The sequence below is a fragment of the Shewanella sp. DC2-4 genome (assembly GCF_013248875.1).
Classification (GTDB): Bacteria; Pseudomonadota; Gammaproteobacteria; order Enterobacterales; family Shewanellaceae; genus Shewanella; species Shewanella oncorhynchi.
In genome coordinates this window covers 2,707,820-2,724,960 of the sequence record NZ_JABRVR010000002.1, presented here as the reverse complement: position 1 = coordinate 2,724,960, position 17,141 = coordinate 2,707,820, and the positions used below count along the sequence as shown (strand labels likewise).

Here is a 17,141-nt window from a genome sequence, read left to right as displayed (position 1 = left end):
TTTCTATCTATAAGACTGCGTGTGCAGTGCCTCTAATATAGGAGGATTCATCTACTTATAAAGTGGTATTTGCAAATTTGTATCTGATATGTGAACGATGATTTAACACCCGTGAATGGTAATTCTAAACTTTGCATTTTGATATTTTAAATAGTGAAATTAAGCTGCTAGCCTATGATGTGCATCACAATTTTAATCTTTAAACTTAGGCCGAAATGATGAATTCATTTTCGGTTAAGCAAAATGAACGATGTTAAGAGAGCCTGAATCTTAAGTGGTTATCTTAAGGTTTTGAGCACAAAAGCAATGGGATAAGAGAGCGAGGATAGGGGGACGATATGGCATTTTAAAGTGATTGAATTGTGCCTTGGATAAATAGAAGTATAGCCCAGTAAACCCACTTAACCCATTTAACATCCATGACGTAAGCTAGGTTGATGAACTTAGTGTGTAATCTATTTTTGTATTAGTGTGCTGGTTCGAGTGCGGCAAGTAAGGAGCGCACGACGAGATCACACTGGCTTTGGCTGTAACGCCGATGAACTGCAGGTTTCTCAATCAGATAATAATGTGGCGCCATCATAGTTTCGTGGAGTCTATTAAGCTCTGTGTCGCTAAGGCGCTCGAGATGTAATCCGGGCATATGTTTAACTGTGTGCATATCAATGCTAGAACAAAAAGCCACACTCTTCATGGTTAATAGATGGGCATACCATTCCTCCCTGTCTATCACTTTCTCTACGGTAGGTAATAAGATACCTTGGCGTTGGCAAAATAATTCTAAGGGATCGATTTTACTGTTAAAGCCCTTGAGTTCTTGAAATAAAAACGGATGGCGACAAATTTGCTCTAAGGTAATATTCGTCTCAACGTCCCAAAGCGGATGTTGCTTGGCTGCAACGATATAAATGCCATTGATTGAGCCAAGTTTGGTGTAACTTAATTCTTTATTTTCAGCACTTTCAAACGTAATCCCAAAATCAAGCGCACCTGCGTGGATCAACTCAGCACTATTTTCCTGCCATTTATGTAAGCGTATTTGTCCTAGCTTTTGGGCAAGTTCAGGAGTGCTTAACTGAGGCGCTAAAAAGCTTAGCAGGCCATTACAAGCAGCGATATGCAGCGGTAAGTCGGTATTGATGGCCGCATTTTGTATCTGGATTGCAGATTGTTCGAGGTGATAAACCGATTCAGTAAACTGGCAAATAGCAACGTAGAGACTTTCTGCTAAGGGCGTCGGTTTAAGCCCCTGTTGACGACGATAAAATAGTTCATCGTTAAAGGTTAGGCGTAATGCATTGAGGCAGCGGCTTATTTTGGGGGCAGAAACATCTAGCGCTTTGGCCGCGCTATTTGCGTGTCCAGTGTCGAAAATACTTTTAAATACAAGCAAGGTAAAAACATCGAGTTCACAGATCTGTTTTAGTAATAAGTTGCTCATTTTGTATTTTGCCCTGTATGAGTCTTAAATGTTTTTGCGGCGCTATTAGGGGAGTTCTGTGTCCTTGGGATTACCCAAACCACCGCGATCAAATATCATGGGTACTAACTATCAAGATTAACATTCAGCATGCGGATTAACTGTGATCCCTCTCGGCAAAATAACAATTATTTAACCATTGTAAAGAGGAGAGTTGGGGAGAGTTAGATGAGTAGGCGCTATGTTTAACGTCGAGTGATAAGGAATGATTGAGCTAAAAGAGTGAGTCAAAGTCTGCTCACCTAAGGCGGCGAGCAAACGATAGTGATGCATTTCGGATTAACGAGATTCTATGACGTCGTTTTGCACGGACGGTAAGTTGAGTGAATCTGCTGTTGGGGTATGGCCTATTGCATGGGAGTAAATGGTTGGTGCATCTTCTTTAATCCGCATCCCGATAAATTGGCCACCCTCTAGGATTTGCATTGAGGTACTTGCCACTTCGCCGTCGACAACACCATTACGTTGGATCACTAAACGCTCACAAATAAGTCTGCCTTTGAAGTGCCCATCGACGATAAATTCATGGCACTTTACTTCACCTTGAATTATACCGCCTTGTTCTATGGTGATATTGGCCTCAGAAAGCAGCTGACCTTGGATATCACCGCCAACAAGCACGTCGCCTGTTAATTCGATATTTCCCGTGAGTTTAGTGCCTCGAGCAATAAAGCTAAAAGAGGTACTTTTTTTAGGCGGGAAAAACAGTTTTTTTACAAACATCATCATAAATTAACTTAATTCGAGAAGGGATTAACTGAGTTCAACAGAGGCGCGATACTAGCTTAAAATCCATGAGAAGCACAGCTCTGCATGTGTTAATGCAATTACAGTGTTCTATCAAGTTGGTCGTTTTATCTCAATGGCTTTGCTAGGGCAAGGAGCTACGCAGGCACCACATCCAGTACAAAGATCAAGGTCTATTTTTGGGCTCGGAGCCTGACCAATACTGAGCACAAAACTGATGGCTCTTGGTTCGCAGGCATCCTTACAACTTTGGCACCAGATCCCTTGAAAGGTTAAGCAGCTTTCTTGAATATGCGCTTGGTATTGCCAAGGTGCTTGAGTCAAATCGAAAATATTTTCAGGGCAAGCCTTAGCACACAGAGTACAAAATGTGCACTCATTGTCCTTAAAGGTGACTTCAGGAAATCCGCCATCACCTTTGATGATAATGTGAGTTTCACAAACCTCAAGACAGGCGGAACAACGAGTACACACATCGGTGAACTCGATATCATCACGCACCCAAGGCGGCCTTATCGCATTATCTTTACGCCGGCGAAAGAGGCTGCGACGGCTGTGATTAATACTTTGAGTCATGTTGCTCCTCGGGTGGTTAATGCTGTAAAGCGATGGTATTTAGAGGGTAAAGAAAAATGGCTTGGGAGATTTCCACAAGCCATTCAAGTTATTAGCCGTTATAACCATTGGGATTGGTTGATTGCCAATGCCAGCTACTGTTGGCCATATCTTCTAGGGTATGAGTCGCTTGCCAGCCAAGATCTTCCCTTGCGTGGGTTGGATCGGCGTAGCAGGCGGCAATATCCCCAGGGCGACGTGGCGCAATTTGGTAGGCAATGGTGTTACCACAAGCTTTTTCAAAGGCTTTAACCATGTCTAATACACTATATCCTTGGCCTGTGCCTAAGTTATAGGTCACTAGACCAGGCTTAGTGGCCAATTTTGCGAGCGCTTTTAAATGGCCATTGGCTAAATCCACGACATGGATATAGTCACGCACGCCAGTACCGTCGTGAGTCGGATAATCATTACCAAACACGCTTAAGGCGGTGCGTTTACCCACGGCAACCTGCGCAATAAAGGGCATTAAGTTGTTAGGGATATCGTTAGGATCTTCGCCGATTAAGCCACTGGCATGGGCGCCAACCGGATTAAAATAGCGCAGACGGGCGATATTCCAGCTCGGATCGGCATTGTGTACATCTGCCAGTATATGTTCAACCATCAACTTCGACTGACCATAAGGGTTTGTTGCCCCTGTGGGGAAGTCTTCGGTGATCGGTAAACTTGCGGGATCGCCATACACAGTTGCCGATGAGCTGAATACGAGATTTTTTACCTTAAACTCTGCCATGACTTGGCAAAGGATAAGCGTACCCGTAACGTTATTCTCATAATACTTCAGGGGTTTTGCGACGGATTCTCCCACCGCTTTTAATCCTGCAAAGTGGATAACTGAATCAATAGCATGATCGTTAAACACTTTCTGCAATAACGCTTTATTGAGAATATCGCCTTGATAGAAAGTAACCGATTTACCAGTGATTCGCTCTACTCGGTTTAAGGCTTCTATGCTTGAATTAGACAAGTTGTCCAATACAATCACATCATTACCAGCATTGAGCAGTTCTACTACTGTGTGGGTGCCAATATAGCCAGCACCACCGGTCACTAAAATCGTCATTACTTAATTCCTTTTACAACGGTTTTTAAATAGTGCGCAAAATCTTCACCGATTTCGCTGTGGCGCAGGGCATATTCAACGTTAGCACGCATATAACCTTGCTTGTTACCACAGTCGTGGCTCTTACCTTCCATGTAGTAAGCATTTACGGTTTCTTGCTTCATTAACATCGCAATCGCATCCGTTAATTGAATTTCATCGCCTGCGCCCGCAGGGGTTTTAGCCAGTAGCGGCCAAATGCTGGCTGGTAACACATAACGGCCTACAACGGCTAAGTTAGATGGCGCTTCATCCACGGCTGGCTTCTCAACCAGTTCGACTAATGGCTCAGATTCACCCGGTTGTAAATCATGACCATTCACATCGGCAATACCGTATTGGTTGACGACGTTATGTGGCACGCCTTCCACCATGATTTGACCGACTTGGGTTTCATCAAACAGGGCAACCATAGCGGCTAAGTTATCGCTACGAAGATCACAGCTGGCTTCATCTATGATCACATCCGGTAGCAATACGGCAAATGGTGCATCGCCGACGACAGATTTAGCACACAAAATTGCATGACCTAAGCCTTTAGCTTGAGATTGGCGCACGCTGATCACTGTTACATCTTTAGGACAAATAGATTGTACGGCTTCAAGTAACTGACGTTTAACGCGGCGTTCTAATTGTGCTTCTAATTCGAAACTGGTATCGAAATGGTTTTCGATAGAGTTTTTACTGGCGTGGGTCACGAGTACAATTTCTTTGATCCCAGCCGCGATAGCTTCACTGACTACATATTGAATCAATGGCTTATCGACAACGGGTAACATTTCCTTTGGAATTGCTTTGGTCGCAGGAAGCATACGAGTGCCTAGGCCTGCGACAGGAATAACGGCTTTACGAATTTGATGTTGTTTCATTGCGAACCTTTTAGGTCAAGGAGATGCGGTTAATGGCCAATATTGTAAATGACCTGCACAGAAAAGCTATTTAGAAACGCTGAAAACTTAGGATATTTAAGTATTTTTACAGCGAAGTCGACGTAAGTTTTAGCAAAGGTAGCACAGAGCATCTAATCCAGCATGGGTGATGTGCAATTGCATGGCGTTTTTAATACCCTTGTAATATTTGCTTTACGTTTACGTCACAGCAGTGGTGCAAGAATAAAGTGTGAGGGAGTTAACAAATTTAAAGGCTTAGATCACTATGGTTCCATGAGCGCTAGCCACTAAGTGAAGACTATGACGAAAGGAACAGAGTACATCGCTCACAGAGCTGATGACACAGGGTTTATCAACTACCCGCAAGAAGAACATGAGATTTGGAGCCAGCTTTATGCCCGTCAAGCGATAAACCTGCCTGGCCGTGCCTGTAAGGAGTATTTGCAAGGGCTAGATGCCTTGGCTATGCCAAAGGATCGTATTCCGCAACTTACTGAAATTGATACTGTATTGCAAGCGACCACCGGCTGGAAAACGGCAGCCGTACCTGCGCTTATTTCCTTCGGCCGTTTCTTTGAACTGCTGGCCAATAAAGAGTTTCCTGTGGCGACATTCATTCGCCGTAAGGAAGAGTTTGATTACCTGCAAGAGCCTGATATTTTTCATGAAATTTTTGGTCACTGCCCTTTGCTCACCAACCCTTCATTTGCCAATTTTTCACATATGTATGGCCAATTAGGTTTAAATGCCAGCAAAGAAGAAAGGGTGTTTTTAGCGCGTTTATACTGGTTTACGGTTGAGTTTGGCTTGCTACAGCCTAAAGATGGCCCCTTGTGTATCTATGGTGGCGGTATTTTAAGCTCACCTGGTGAAACTTTATATGCAATGGAAAGTGACGTGCCAGAACGTCAGCCCTTTGATTTATTGAATGTGCTACGAACCCCATATCGCATCGACATTATGCAGCCGATTTATTATGTGATTGAGCACATTGATATGCTTGATGAAATTGCCCAAATGGACATCATGAGTTATGTCACTAAGGCACGTCAGTTAGGTTTATTTGCTCCTAAATATCCTCCCAAAGCCAAGGCGAGCTAGTCTCGATTCGATGGATAGTTTGATGTGTCATTTGAGTCGCCATCTAATTTAGTCATGTGATTTAAGTAATTAATAAGTAATGAGTAAAGTGCAACTGAATATCCCTATCAATGTTGCCAACAGGAGTATGTATGACTGCGTTATCGAATATGAAATGTGAAGCGTGCCAAGCCGATGCACCAAAAGTGACCGATGAAGAGTTGGCAGAACTTATTCGTATGATCCCTGACTGGGGCGTGCAAGTGCGTGACGGCGTAATGCAACTTGAGCGCGTCTACAAGTTTAAAAACTTTAAACTGGCGATGGTATTCACGAATAAGCTGGCGGATTTAGCGGAAGAAGAATTCCACCATCCAGGCATTTTCACTGAATGGGGCAAAGTGACTGTCACTTGGTGGTCGCACTCCATTAAGGGGCTACATAAGAATGACTTCATCATGGCCGCCAAGACAGACCAGTTACTAGGTTAATTATTTAACCAATTTAATCAGCATCTTAATGTGTTTTATGATGCTGATTTTTTCTTCCTGTTACAATTCAACTGTAAACTAGGCTTGCCACTTTCAGTTTAACCTTCTAACGTATACGGGCTCTGCTATTTCCCCTCATCGCTGACGTTTTCGTCAAAGGTAACGATTTGCCTAGCAAGCGTTATTTTTGTTGTAAAGCCTAAGGCGAAAAATAGCTCTGCACGGTTTATCCCCAAAATTCAAATCAAAAAAGGGAATATCAGTCATTATGCGCTTGGAAGTCAGCTGTCAGGATCGTGTTGGTTTAGCCAAAGATATCTTAGTCGTGTTAGAGCGTTATGGTATTAATTTAATTGCCATTGATGCCAGTAACCAAGGATTCCTGTACTTACAATTTGCCGAAATTAGTTTTGAAACCTTGAGTGCCTTGATGCCGCAGATCCGCAAAGTGGAAAGCGTGCACGATGTACGTACGGTGTCATTTATGCCCTCAGAGCAAGAACATTACGCCCTTAAAACCCTGCTCAAAACCTTACCCGACTCTGTTTTTTCTATCGATGCCAAGGCTCGTATCCGTATCGTTAATGAGTCCGCCTTGCTCAATATCGGCATGGGTGAGCATGAAGTGCTCGAAGAGTCGCTTAATCATTGGGTGCAAGGTTTTAACTTCAGCCGTTGGTTGAGTGAAGCACAAGTATTGCCACAAGCGGCGCGAGTTCAAATCGGCCCAAACGAATATTTAGCGGAAATGCTGCCGATTTACCTACCCGATGAGGATGAAAAAACCATCTTGGTTGGTGCTGTGGTGTCGCTGAAATCCCCTGCGCGCGTTGGAAAACAGTTTAACGCGCTGCAGAACCAAACCACTGGCTTTGAAAATGTATTAGCCAGCAGTGACAAGATGAAGGAAGTGCTTAAGCAAGCGCGGCGTATGGCCCAGCTCGATGCACCTTTGTTGATCACGGGTGAAACGGGTACTGGCAAAGAATTAATGGCCAGAGCTAGCCATGATGCGGGGATGCGCCGTGAAAAACCCTTTATCGCTATCAACTGCGCCGCTCTGCCCGACAGCGCTGCCGAGGAGGAATTATTCGGTTACGTCAGTCAGGGTAAAGTCGTCAAACGGGGCTTTTTTGAAGAAGCTAAGGGGGGCACAGTATTTCTCGATGAAGTGGCGGAAATGTCTAGGGCAGCTCAAGTTAAGCTGCTACGGCTATTGCAAGATGGCACTTTTAGACGCATAGGGGGCGATGAAGAAGTGCGTGCTGATGTGCGAATTATCTGTTCGACTCAGAAAAATTTAGCTGAACTATGCCAAACCGGCGAGTTTAGGGAAGATTTGTACTATCGCATCCATGTGCTGAGTTATCACATCCCGTCATTACGTGAGCGTAAAGTCGATATCATTCCACTGACGGAAATGTTCCTCGAACATTACAGTCAACAGTTGTCTAGCCCTGTTCGGCGGATTTCGGCCCAGTGCCGCGATCATTTGCTCACCTACGCTTGGCCAGGTAACGTACGCCAATTAAAAAACGCGGTCTTTAGAGCCGTGTCTATGTGGGATGGCTCGGCCGAGTTGACGGTAGAACAGCTGAAATTGCCGTCATACGCCGAAGGTTTTGGTTACTTTGATAATGAGTTTGAGGGCAATCTGGACGATGCAATGAAGCAGTTTGAAGCGAGTCTGTTGCGTCGATTATATCCGGCCTATCCGAGCACTCGCCAGTTGGCGAAAAAGCTAGGTGTATCACACACAGCTATTGCTAATAAACTGCGTGAATACAAGATAGCCAAGCGCCGTTAGCCAGAGTCTCGTTGGGTTGACACAGTCAATGTAACAGTATCGTTCCACTTATGTTGCCGACTTTTCAGGCATATTGCTTACCGAGATATTGATAAGCGGTAACTAGGTTATAAACGTAATGATTAGTTTACAAAATGTGAAATAATTGACCTAAATGTGATTTTGGTCACGCTATAGGAATCTTGAGCTGCATCGGGTATTTCTACGCGCAACAAATACGTTAAAGCAAGTAAAAGAGCATGCCTCGTTGGCGCGAACTGCGTAACATGTATGCCCTTAATGAGTCAAAAAGTTCGATTTAAATCGCCGAATATAAGCTGGGTGACGTCACGCGTTTTCCAGCACAATAAAATTGTACACCTAGCCGAAGAGCACTGGAGCCAATATGAAACTTGCAAGTTATAACAATGGTCGTCGTGATGGTCAGTTGATGTTAGTCAGCCGCGATCTCACTAAAACGGTTGCCGTTCCTGCCATTGCCCACACTATGCAGCAATTACTCGATGGTTGGGATTTACTGAGACCGCAATTGCAAGAATTGTACGATGCGTTAAATGAAGGCATGTTAGATAACGCGCAAGCGTTCGACGAAGTTAAGTGTTTGTCGCCATTACCGCGTGCTTACCAATGGGCCGATGGTAGCGCTTATGTGAATCACGTTGAGTTAGTCCGTAAAGCCCGTGGCGCTGAAATGCCAGAAACCTTTTGGACAGATCCGTTGTTTTATCAAGGTGGCTCAGACAGCTTTATTGCCCCTAAAGCGGATATCCCACTGGCGAGTGAAGACTGGGGTATCGATTTCGAATCTGAAATTGCGGTTATTACCGATGATGTGCCTATGGGCGTGAGCACTGACAATGCAGCTAAGCACATTAAATTGTTGATGTTAGTTAACGATGTGTCATTGCGTAACTTGATCCCTGGTGAGTTGGCGAAAGGCTTTGGTTTTTTCCAATCTAAACCATCGAGCAGTTTTTCGCCTGTGGCTGTGACACCGGATGAATTGGGTGTCCGTTGGGAAGATTCGAAAGTGCATTTACCGCTGATCACCTATTTAAATGGTGAATTATTTGGTCGTCCGAATGCAGGCGTTGATATGACCTTTAATTTCAGTCAGTTAGTTTCGCATGTTGCAAAAACCCGTCCATTGGGTGCAGGCGCGATTATTGGCTCTGGTACTATTTCTAACTATGACCGTAGCGCAGGTTCGAGCTGTTTAGCGGAAAAACGTATGTTAGAAGTGATTGCCGAAGGCAAAGCCACTACGCCATTTATGCGTTTTGGTGACACAGTGCGCATCGAAATGCTCGATGATAATGATGTAACCATTTTTGGTTCTATCGATCAAAAAGTGGTTGAATACAAAGCCTAAGGCTTTCCCTTAAAGGGCGACACCGACTTAAACTAACGGGGCTTAATTGCCCCGTTTTTATACTGACTTTTATAAGGACATGAAAATATGAAACTTTACGGTTATTGGCGTTCCAGTGCAGCCTATCGGGTTCGTATTGCCCTTAATCTCAAGGGGATTTCAGCCGAACAGTTTTCAGTGCATCTCGTACGTGATGGCGGCGAGCAACATAAAGCGGCCTACATTGCGCTTAATCCTTTAGAGTTAGTGCCAACCTTAGTGGTGGATGATGAGCTGGATGTGGATGCCTTGTCGCAATCTTTAGCGATTATCGAATATCTTGATGAGATACATCCACAGTCGCCATTACTGCCTGCATCGGCTCTTGAACGTGCCCACGTGCGCGCTATGGCACTTACGGTCGCCTGTGAGATCCATCCATTAAACAACTTGCGGGTATTGCAGTATTTAACGCAAACCTTAGGTGTTGATGACACCGCTAAAAATACTTGGTATCACCATTGGGTCGCAAGTGGTTTTACGGCCTTAGAAACCTTGTTAACACGGCATAGCGGTCGTTATTGCTTTGGGAATGGCGTGACATTAGCCGACTTATGTTTAGTGCCGCAGGTGTATAACGCCCAGCGTTTTAATGTGGATTTAACGCTTTATCCCAATATCATGCGCGTGTGGGCCGAGTGTAATCAGCTAGAAGCCTTTGCAAATGCTGCGCCAGAGCGCCAAGCGGATGCGGTGTAACGAATTGCGCGGATACGGTTTTTACGAATAGAAAGAATGGATGATGAGGCTTGCTTTGCGAGTCTTATCTCAGCGATGGAGTTTAAATGCTTTTCAGTAAAAAATGTCCGTATTGCAAAGGTAAACTCGGCGCTAAGGATGTGCCGATTAAGGAAGGACGCTGCTGTCATTGTGATAAGCCGATACTGTACAAACTCAATGTAATAAAATGGATGCTACTGTTCATGCCCATCTTTACTGTTAGCGTTAATCTGCTAGACAAAGATGTCTATGGGTTTTGGATTTGTTTTGCGGTAATGGCACCGATTTATAGTCTCGTTTATTTACTCTGTCATGAGGTCGTAAAGTGCTCAGAAACCGATGGCGAAGTGGAGTAAGCCTAATGTCTTTCCCGTGTTTTTATCTGATATTGAAGCGGGCGATACTGTTATGAGTGGTGCTAGGGGTAATGTCATGAGTGTTGCTACGAATAATGTTATGAATGATGCAATGAGTGAAACAGCGCTAGAGCATCAATTACTCGAATGGATAGCTCAAGACTGCGAGCGGGTGAGGGCGCTTGAACTCGCGCTTCAATGTGCCAAAGTACACTCAATGCCGCAGTGGTGTCTGGCGGCAGGATTTGTCCGTAATTTAGTCTGGGATCGCTTGCACAAATTTGAGTTGAGTCCACTGAACGATATCGATCTGATCTATTTTTGCCCTTTAGATATTAGCCCTGAGCGGGATCTGACGATTGAAACCTATCTTCATCAGCTTGCCCCTGAGTTACCTTGGTCGGTTAAGAATCAGGCGCGCATGCATAGTCGCAATCAAGACATGGCTTACACATCTTGTATTGATGCTATGGCCCATTGGCCAGAGTTAGAAACCGCGGTTGGGGTGTGTTTAAAATCTCATGTTGAGACAGATACTCAGGTAGATGCAGAGACTGCTCATCATTGCACGCATTACGGTATTGAGCTGGTGGTTCCCTTTGGGCTGAACTCTCTGTTTGCCCTCAAATTGAGCGCCAATCCAAAGCGATCATTACCAGTGTTTGAGTACAGAGTTGCGACTAAGGGCTGGCTAACTCGCTATCCTTTGCTTACGTGTTGTTACTCAAGCTAATCTTCTCACTTTCTTATTCGTTCAGTCTAAAACTGACTTAACCGCTTCACACTGTCATTCCATGCAATCTAGTTATCTAACATGATAGGTATCATCCTCAAGCCGTTTTTATTTGTCCATTTTCTGTTTTTAGCCTTATTCAACCCGTCTCTATAATTTGAAATTAATGTTCAAATAACCTCTTAGTTAAGTGCTTTTTATTGTTACTAAAATGTTTATGGTGTTATTGGTCACTACCTCTTGCGGTAGTTATTAGTGATGGCTAATACAACACTTAGCTCACAGAAAACAAAGGGGTATTGTCAATAAATGTTTGAATTTCGTGATTCAGCTCCCATGTGTAGTACCTATAAGTGAGTATTGCTCACTCACTTTGATTTGGATCAATAAATCAGTCGCATATCTCTGGCAGTGTAGGCGTCAATTGTTAAGGATGTAATACAAAACAAAAACCTATGTTGTACATATGGAGTATGATGATGAATAAAAACACTGTTTCTACACTGGTCGCTGCCACCCTTTTAGCCGCTGGTTTTTCTGCCTCTGTATCGGCTCACCAAGCGGGTGACATTATCGTTCGTGCGGGTGCTGTGGTGGTTGCGCCAAATGAATCAAGCCAAGATGTAGTTATACCTGGTGTAGGCAATCTTGGTGAATTCCAAGTGAGTAATAATACTCAAGTGGGTTTGAACTTCGGTTATATGTTGACTGATAACTTTGGGGTTGAGTTATTAGCAGCAACGCCTTTTAGCCACGATGTCTCTTTGGCTGGCGTAGGTAAGATTGCTGAAACTAAGCATTTACCACCCACTTTAGTGGCGCAGTACTACTTTGGTGATGCACAGTCTAAATTACGCCCATACGTGGGTGTTGGTGTGAACTATACTAATTTCTTCGACAATGAGTTTACTAATGATTTAGGTGGTGCGTTAACGGATTTAAGCATGAGCACTTCTTGGGGCTTAGCGGCACAAGCGGGTGTTGATTATCAAGTTAACAAAAACTGGTTAGTGAACGCTTCCGTGTGGTACGCCAAAATTGATAGTGACGTTAAATTTAAATACCAAGGTACCCCAGTTACCATCGAAACCGATATTGATCCATGGGTTTATATGGTCAGCGTGGGTTACACTTTCTAATCCACTGATTAGATAAGCGTAAAAAAGGAGCCTTAGGCTCCTTTTTCGTTTCTGCACTTTTTATCGCGCCATGTTCTGTTCCACTTAGGCTAAGCCGATTTAGCGCTTTGGCTTTTTAGCTTTCCAGTGGCGAGTGTTATAGATAAATTCGGGTAATAACACAGTAAGCCAAGCGACGAGGCGCCAGCGTTTGGTCACATAGACGCGGCGTTTGCCTTGTTTCATTGCCTTGATGATTTGTGCTGCGACTTGTGGCAATGGTGCAAGCCACATCGCACTTTGCTGCATAGCGGCTTTATCGAGCAAACCAAGTTGGATATCGGTAATCGTAATCGGTAGCTTAAGGCGCTGAGCATGCATACTTAAGCCCTCAAGGTAATTCTGGCCAAAGGCTTTTGAGGCGTGATAGGCCACACTCGGCCCGCCGCGTAGGCCCGCAATCGAGTTGATTGCCGCCAGTTGTCCATAACCTTGCTCGCGAAATAGTCTAAATGCCGTATTGCAGATGGCTGCAAAACCTCGCACATTGACATCGATAATGTCTTGCTCCGGTAGCCAAGGCAACTCGGGGTCATAGCTATTGAGGCCTGTATTGACTAAGACTAAGTGTGCGCCGCCAAGAGTTTGCCAGACTGATTCAAGTTGGTTGATGATGGCTTGAGGTTGTTCAATTTGAAGTGCAAAAACTTGTACTTTTGTTGGCAAGGATAAGGCAAAATCGCGCAGTGATTCTGGATCTTGGGCGAATAAGACTAATTCAATCTGTTGATCTGCCAATTGCTTTGCAAGTTCACGACTTAATTGTGAGCTAGCTCCCACAATGATTGCAGTTGCTTGGGTCATAGATTTTTCGGCAACGAAATGGTGGCTTATGATAGAAAGTTATGTTCACCAAGACAAGATTTATAGCTTGGGCGTATGGACATCTAGAAGTCTTTATGTATGATTAGGAGAAACAAAATGAACAAATGGTTGCGTTTAAGCGCGTTGAGATTAACAGCCTTAGCATTAATGGCCGTAATGGGTGTGTTATCGGGTTGTGCGACACCTAATGCTATCGTTGAGATAAAAGGCGAGACCTTATATCGCGAACGGATAGCCTTACCTGCCGATGCTAAGGTCATAGTGCAACTGCTTGATGTCTCAAAAATGGATGTGCCAGCCATAGTGATGGCGGAGCGCGTGCAACAAGGTGCTGCGACACCCGCGCCATTCAGTTTTGCGATTGGTAGCGATCAGTTCCAACCCGGTCACACTTATGCCATAGGGGCCCGGATTATGTTGGGTGATAAGTTATTGTTTATTAATACTCAAGCCTATCACATTGATCTCAATTCCACTGAGCCAATGACGATACTGCTAGAGAAAGTCGGTGGCTAGTTAGCCCGCTCAGAAGTGAGCTGACATACGCGCCGAATCCGTTAGTATTTACGAACAGAAGAGGCGCGGTATGCCGGTTAGAATTCCAGATCATCTGCCCGCAGCAGGGGTGTTAGAGTCAGAAAATATTTTCGTTATGTCCGAGACGCGGGCGGCGAATCAAGATATCAGGCCGATGAAGGTGCTGATTTTGAACTTGATGCCGAACAAAATCGAGACTGAAACCCAGTTATTGCGCTTACTGGGTAACACGCCTTTACAAGTCGATGTGGATTTACTGCGCATTCACGACAAAGAATCCAAGCATACTTCCATCGACCACATGAATACTTTTTACCGTGACTTTGAAGCCGTGCGCCATAAAAATTATGACGGTCTTATCATCACAGGCGCGCCGCTTGGGCAAATCGATTTCGAAGATGTGGTTTATTGGGATCATATCCGTGAAATCATCGACTGGTCCCAAGAGCATGTCACCTCAGTGTTGTTTTTATGCTGGGCAGCCCATGCGGGCTTGTATCATCTCTATGGTTTAAATCGAAAAATATTGCAACAGAAGCGTTCTGGCGTATTTGTACATAGGCGCACTTGTCAGCATTTCCCACTGCTACGTGGTTTTGATGATGAGTTCTTTGCACCCCATTCGCGTTTTGCCGAGATGGATGTGGAAGAAATTAGACAACACCCGCAGTTGCAAGTGTTAGCCGAATCTGATGAGGCTGGGGCCTATTTAGTATTAAGTCGCAATAACCGTAACTTGTTTGTAATGGGTCACCCTGAATATCAAAAATCGACTTTAAACGATGAATACCATAGGGATTTAGCCCAAGGCTTAACGCCAAATGTGCCACAAAACTATTATCGAAATAATAATCCAGAAGCCGAAGCCATTGCCCGCTGGCACAGCCACGGTAGTTTGTTGGTCAGTAATTGGCTCAATTATTACGTTTACCAGTTAACGCCTTATGACTTAAGTGATATGACGGCGATGACACCGTGGGAATCGCGATAATTCATGAAAATATTTGAGTTTATTCAAGCCAAAGAAGCAGATTGGGATTACCTCTTACAGCTTAGAAAATTGACCATGACTCCGCATTTAGAGCGTTCAGGCCAGTTTTTAACTGAAAAGGAACATCATCTTAGGCTCAACGATCAATATGACTGTTCCTTTTTAGTGCGGTATAAAGAGCGCATTATCGGCACTTTAAAATACCGACAAACGGATAACTCAGTAGAAATCATGCAGATTCAAATACATCCTGTGCATCAGCAACAAGGCTTTGGTAAAGCCATTATTCAACAAGTGTTAGATGGCGCTAAAGCAAAGAGAGTATTGCTAACAGTCTTGAAAAATAATCAAGCCTTAGCACTCTATCTCAGGTTGGGATTTAATATTGTTGGTGAAGACATGTATGAATACCATATGCAAATCAAATGCTAACCAGTGGTATATTGACTCGCTACTTTTGACATTGTCTGACATTGGCCTCATAACCAGAGGGGAAAATCACTAGTAGCCTGAGTCCAGCTGTTTTATTCCCTACAAAGATATGGGTGACCTACTTTCATTACTAGAACGATCTGGTTTACAACGCTGAGGGCGTAAAGGCATGTGCTAACAGGGTAAAGTTAGTCGGTAATATCAACAAGCCACCGAGGCAATTCTAAATAGTGTTCAAAGAAACCGCGCTAGAACGGATGTTCTTACGCGCTGCGGCTTTCTATTTCTCTGCGCTCCAAGGTCCACATTTATTCCACTTAGTTAATCACCACAGAATTCAATTTTGAGCTTAGTACTCATCAATTTCCTATTTTGCTGTAAATCCTTACTGACAATTTTCACCCGATAAAATCGACACATTAGACCAAGGAATACTTGCTTTACGTTCGCGTAAACGTCAGAGTGGTTTTATTGTCGATTTTATTAAACGTCCCGAGGCTAGCACTAGGCCTCGTGGTCAATTTAGGTTGGAGCCTGCATGAGTACTGAAGCGTTAAATCAAGATATTGTTATTGTTGCCGCTAAACGCACCCCTATGGGCGGGTTTCAAGGCAGTTTGTCATCCGTTGCATCACCGGCTTTAGCCGCGACAGCCATTAAGGGCTTGTTGGCGGAGACTCAATTAGCGGGTGAGCATGTTGATGAAGTCTTGATGGGCTGCGTATTACCCGCTGGTTTAGGTCAAGCGCCTGCACGTCAAGCCACTTTAGGTGCGGGATTACCCTTATCCGTTGGTGCGACCACAGTGAACAAAGTCTGTGGCTCAGGCATGAAGACGGTCATGTTAGCCCATGATTTGATTAAAGCGGGCAGTGCAAAAGTCGTGATCGCTGGCGGTATGGAAAGTATGAGCCAAGCGCCGTATCTTTTGGATAAAGCTCGCGGCGGCATGCGCATGGGCCACGGCAAAGTGCTCGATCATATGTTTTTAGATGGTCTTGAGGATGCTTATACTGGCGGCGCCATGGGAACATTTGCCCAGAAAACCGCCGATGAATTTGGGATCACTCGTGAGCAGATGGACGCCTTTGCGCTAAGTTCGCTCGAAAAAGCCAATGCCGCGATTAACTCGGGTGCCTTTAAAGCCGAAATTACCCCAGTTACTGTCAGCGATCGTCGTGGTGATGTGACTATCGATACCGACGAGCAACCTGGTAATGCCCGCCCAGAAAAAATTCCTACGCTGCGCCCAGCTTTTACCAAAGATGGCACTATCACAGCGGCTAACTCTAGCTCTATTTCCGATGGCGCAGCGGCATTGATGCTGACCTCTCGCGGCGAAGCTGAGCGTTTAGGCTTAGCGGTATTAGCCACCATTAAAGGCCACACGACCCACGCCCAAGAGCCTTCACTCTTTACCACTGCACCTGTCGGCGCTATGGCGAAATTGCTGGCTAATGTGGGTTGGTCAACGGATGACGTCGATTTATTCGAAATCAATGAAGCCTTCGCCATGGTGACTATGCTTGCCGTGTCTGAACTGGGTTTAGATGTGGCTAAAGTTAACGTCAATGGCGGCGCCTGCGCCTTAGGTCATCCTATTGGTTGCTCGGGTTCACGTTTACTAGTGACCTTAATCCATGCTTTAAAAGCCCGCGGCCTTAAACGCGGTGTCGCCTCGCTGTGTATCGGCGGTGGTGAAGCAACAGCGATGGCCATTGAGGTCTAATCGCAAAGGTTTTT

18 protein-coding genes are annotated in these 17,141 nt (G+C 44.7%); 12 read left to right on the top strand and 6 right to left on the bottom strand.

The genetic code is table 11. The annotated features are described in order from the left end of the window. Positions 1 to 466: 466 nt before the first annotated feature. The 5 genes from HQQ92_RS12775 to galU form a co-directional block, all read right to left on the bottom strand. Positions 467 to 1,441 carry a LysR family transcriptional regulator gene (locus HQQ92_RS12775; RefSeq protein ID WP_113938944.1) on the bottom strand — a complete coding sequence of 325 codons (975 nt, stop codon included), beginning with the start codon at positions 1,439 to 1,441 and terminating at the stop codon, positions 467 to 469. A gap of 318 nt (positions 1,442 to 1,759) precedes the next feature. Then, on the bottom strand, positions 1,760 to 2,209 hold the full coding sequence (locus tag HQQ92_RS12770; RefSeq protein ID WP_173245805.1) for a polymer-forming cytoskeletal protein: 450 nt from the start codon (positions 2,207 to 2,209) through the stop codon (positions 1,760 to 1,762). Positions 2,210 to 2,320: 111 nt separating this feature from the next. Beyond that, positions 2,321 to 2,803: a ferredoxin-type protein NapF gene (gene napF, locus HQQ92_RS12765; RefSeq protein ID WP_173245802.1), complete on the bottom strand. Its 483-nt coding sequence runs from the start codon at positions 2,801 to 2,803 to the stop codon at positions 2,321 to 2,323. 91 nt (positions 2,804 to 2,894) lie between these two features. Beyond that, complete coding sequence (galE, locus tag HQQ92_RS12760) at positions 2,895 to 3,908, bottom strand: UDP-glucose 4-epimerase GalE (RefSeq protein ID WP_028760579.1); 1,014 nt, start codon at positions 3,906 to 3,908, stop codon at positions 2,895 to 2,897. Continuing rightward, positions 3,908 to 4,816, bottom strand: a complete 909-nt coding sequence (gene galU, locus HQQ92_RS12755) for a UTP--glucose-1-phosphate uridylyltransferase GalU (protein WP_028760578.1) — start codon at positions 4,814 to 4,816, stop codon at positions 3,908 to 3,910. The genes galE and galU overlap by 1 nt, the downstream gene beginning before the upstream one ends. A 321-nt stretch (positions 4,817 to 5,137) precedes the next feature. Between galU and phhA the strand changes: the two genes are divergently transcribed. From phhA to ompW, 8 genes are all read left to right on the top strand, one after another. After that, on the top strand, positions 5,138 to 5,938 hold the full coding sequence (gene phhA / locus HQQ92_RS12750; protein ID WP_173245799.1) for a phenylalanine 4-monooxygenase: 801 nt from the start codon (positions 5,138 to 5,140) through the stop codon (positions 5,936 to 5,938). Positions 5,939 to 6,069: 131 nt separating this feature from the next. Then, the gene (locus HQQ92_RS12745; RefSeq protein ID WP_028760576.1) at positions 6,070 to 6,408 is read left to right on the top strand and encodes a 4a-hydroxytetrahydrobiopterin dehydratase; all 339 of its coding nucleotides are present in this window, start codon (positions 6,070 to 6,072) and stop codon (positions 6,406 to 6,408) included. A gap of 268 nt (positions 6,409 to 6,676) precedes the next feature. Beyond that, positions 6,677 to 8,215, top strand: a complete 1,539-nt coding sequence (gene tyrR / locus HQQ92_RS12740) for a transcriptional regulator TyrR (RefSeq protein WP_113938940.1) — start codon at positions 6,677 to 6,679, stop codon at positions 8,213 to 8,215. 385 nt (positions 8,216 to 8,600) lie between these two features. Further along, positions 8,601 to 9,587: a fumarylacetoacetate hydrolase family protein gene (locus tag HQQ92_RS12735; protein WP_173245796.1), complete on the top strand. Its 987-nt coding sequence runs from the start codon at positions 8,601 to 8,603 to the stop codon at positions 9,585 to 9,587. 87 nt (positions 9,588 to 9,674) lie between these two features. Beyond that, on the top strand, positions 9,675 to 10,325 hold the full coding sequence (gene maiA, locus HQQ92_RS12730) for a maleylacetoacetate isomerase (RefSeq protein ID WP_028760573.1): 651 nt from the start codon (positions 9,675 to 9,677) through the stop codon (positions 10,323 to 10,325). Positions 10,326 to 10,411: 86 nt separating this feature from the next. Next, a complete protein-coding gene (locus HQQ92_RS12725; RefSeq protein WP_028760572.1) occupies positions 10,412 to 10,702 on the top strand; it encodes a hypothetical protein in 291 nt (96 codons plus the stop codon). A gap of 76 nt (positions 10,703 to 10,778) precedes the next feature. Beyond that, positions 10,779 to 11,435: a nucleotidyltransferase family protein gene (locus tag HQQ92_RS12720; protein WP_254306363.1), complete on the top strand. Its 657-nt coding sequence runs from the start codon at positions 10,779 to 10,781 to the stop codon at positions 11,433 to 11,435. 476 nt (positions 11,436 to 11,911) lie between these two features. After that, on the top strand, positions 11,912 to 12,574 hold the full coding sequence (gene ompW, locus HQQ92_RS12715) for an outer membrane protein OmpW (RefSeq protein ID WP_168823143.1): 663 nt from the start codon (positions 11,912 to 11,914) through the stop codon (positions 12,572 to 12,574). A gap of 99 nt (positions 12,575 to 12,673) precedes the next feature. On the opposite strand, the gene HQQ92_RS12710 is transcribed toward ompW, so the two are convergent. Beyond that, positions 12,674 to 13,417 (bottom strand): SDR family oxidoreductase, encoded by a 744-nt coding sequence (locus tag HQQ92_RS12710; RefSeq protein ID WP_173245793.1) that lies wholly within the window; start codon positions 13,415 to 13,417, stop codon positions 12,674 to 12,676. Positions 13,418 to 13,534: 117 nt separating this feature from the next. Between HQQ92_RS12710 and HQQ92_RS12705 the strand changes: the two genes are divergently transcribed. From HQQ92_RS12705 to HQQ92_RS12690, 4 genes are all read left to right on the top strand, one after another. Further along, a complete protein-coding gene (locus tag HQQ92_RS12705; protein ID WP_173245790.1) occupies positions 13,535 to 13,954 on the top strand; it encodes a YbaY family lipoprotein in 420 nt (139 codons plus the stop codon). A 70-nt stretch (positions 13,955 to 14,024) separates the two neighbouring features. Beyond that, a complete protein-coding gene (gene metA / locus HQQ92_RS12700; RefSeq protein ID WP_173245787.1) occupies positions 14,025 to 14,966 on the top strand; it encodes a homoserine O-succinyltransferase in 942 nt (313 codons plus the stop codon). A gap of 3 nt (positions 14,967 to 14,969) precedes the next feature. Next, a complete protein-coding gene (locus HQQ92_RS12695; RefSeq protein WP_173245784.1) occupies positions 14,970 to 15,398 on the top strand; it encodes an N-acetyltransferase in 429 nt (142 codons plus the stop codon). A 538-nt stretch (positions 15,399 to 15,936) separates the two neighbouring features. Next, on the top strand, positions 15,937 to 17,127 hold the full coding sequence (locus tag HQQ92_RS12690) for an acetyl-CoA C-acyltransferase (protein ID WP_173245781.1): 1,191 nt from the start codon (positions 15,937 to 15,939) through the stop codon (positions 17,125 to 17,127). The last annotated feature ends 14 nt before the right edge of the window (positions 17,128 to 17,141 follow it).

What these genes read in the sequence shown, in the direction of transcription:
- HQQ92_RS12720 (WP_254306363.1), top strand. Translation starts at nt 10,779, where the DNA reads ATGAGTGTTGCTACGAATAATGTTATGAATGATGCAATGAGTGAAACA.
- HQQ92_RS12705 (WP_173245790.1), top strand. Translation starts at nt 13,535, where the DNA reads ATGAACAAATGGTTGCGTTTAAGCGCGTTGAGATTAACAGCCTTAGCA.
- galU (WP_028760578.1), bottom strand. Translation starts at nt 4,816, where the DNA reads ATGAAACAACATCAAATTCGTAAAGCCGTTATTCCTGTCGCAGGCCTA.
- tyrR (WP_113938940.1), top strand. Translation starts at nt 6,677, where the DNA reads ATGCGCTTGGAAGTCAGCTGTCAGGATCGTGTTGGTTTAGCCAAAGAT.
- HQQ92_RS12695 (WP_173245784.1), top strand. Translation starts at nt 14,970, where the DNA reads ATGAAAATATTTGAGTTTATTCAAGCCAAAGAAGCAGATTGGGATTAC.
- HQQ92_RS12735 (WP_173245796.1), top strand. Translation starts at nt 8,601, where the DNA reads ATGAAACTTGCAAGTTATAACAATGGTCGTCGTGATGGTCAGTTGATG.
- galE (WP_028760579.1), bottom strand. Translation starts at nt 3,908, where the DNA reads ATGACGATTTTAGTGACCGGTGGTGCTGGCTATATTGGCACCCACACA.
- ompW (WP_168823143.1), top strand. Translation starts at nt 11,912, where the DNA reads ATGATGAATAAAAACACTGTTTCTACACTGGTCGCTGCCACCCTTTTA.
- HQQ92_RS12710 (WP_173245793.1), bottom strand. Translation starts at nt 13,417, where the DNA reads ATGACCCAAGCAACTGCAATCATTGTGGGAGCTAGCTCACAATTAAGT.
- HQQ92_RS12770 (WP_173245805.1), bottom strand. Translation starts at nt 2,209, where the DNA reads ATGATGATGTTTGTAAAAAAACTGTTTTTCCCGCCTAAAAAAAGTACC.
- maiA (WP_028760573.1), top strand. Translation starts at nt 9,675, where the DNA reads ATGAAACTTTACGGTTATTGGCGTTCCAGTGCAGCCTATCGGGTTCGT.
- HQQ92_RS12775 (WP_113938944.1), bottom strand. Translation starts at nt 1,441, where the DNA reads ATGAGCAACTTATTACTAAAACAGATCTGTGAACTCGATGTTTTTACC.
- HQQ92_RS12690 (WP_173245781.1), top strand. Translation starts at nt 15,937, where the DNA reads ATGAGTACTGAAGCGTTAAATCAAGATATTGTTATTGTTGCCGCTAAA.
- napF (WP_173245802.1), bottom strand. Translation starts at nt 2,803, where the DNA reads ATGACTCAAAGTATTAATCACAGCCGTCGCAGCCTCTTTCGCCGGCGT.
- phhA (WP_173245799.1), top strand. Translation starts at nt 5,138, where the DNA reads ATGACGAAAGGAACAGAGTACATCGCTCACAGAGCTGATGACACAGGG.
- HQQ92_RS12745 (WP_028760576.1), top strand. Translation starts at nt 6,070, where the DNA reads ATGACTGCGTTATCGAATATGAAATGTGAAGCGTGCCAAGCCGATGCA.
- metA (WP_173245787.1), top strand. Translation starts at nt 14,025, where the DNA reads ATGCCGGTTAGAATTCCAGATCATCTGCCCGCAGCAGGGGTGTTAGAG.
- HQQ92_RS12725 (WP_028760572.1), top strand. Translation starts at nt 10,412, where the DNA reads ATGCTTTTCAGTAAAAAATGTCCGTATTGCAAAGGTAAACTCGGCGCT.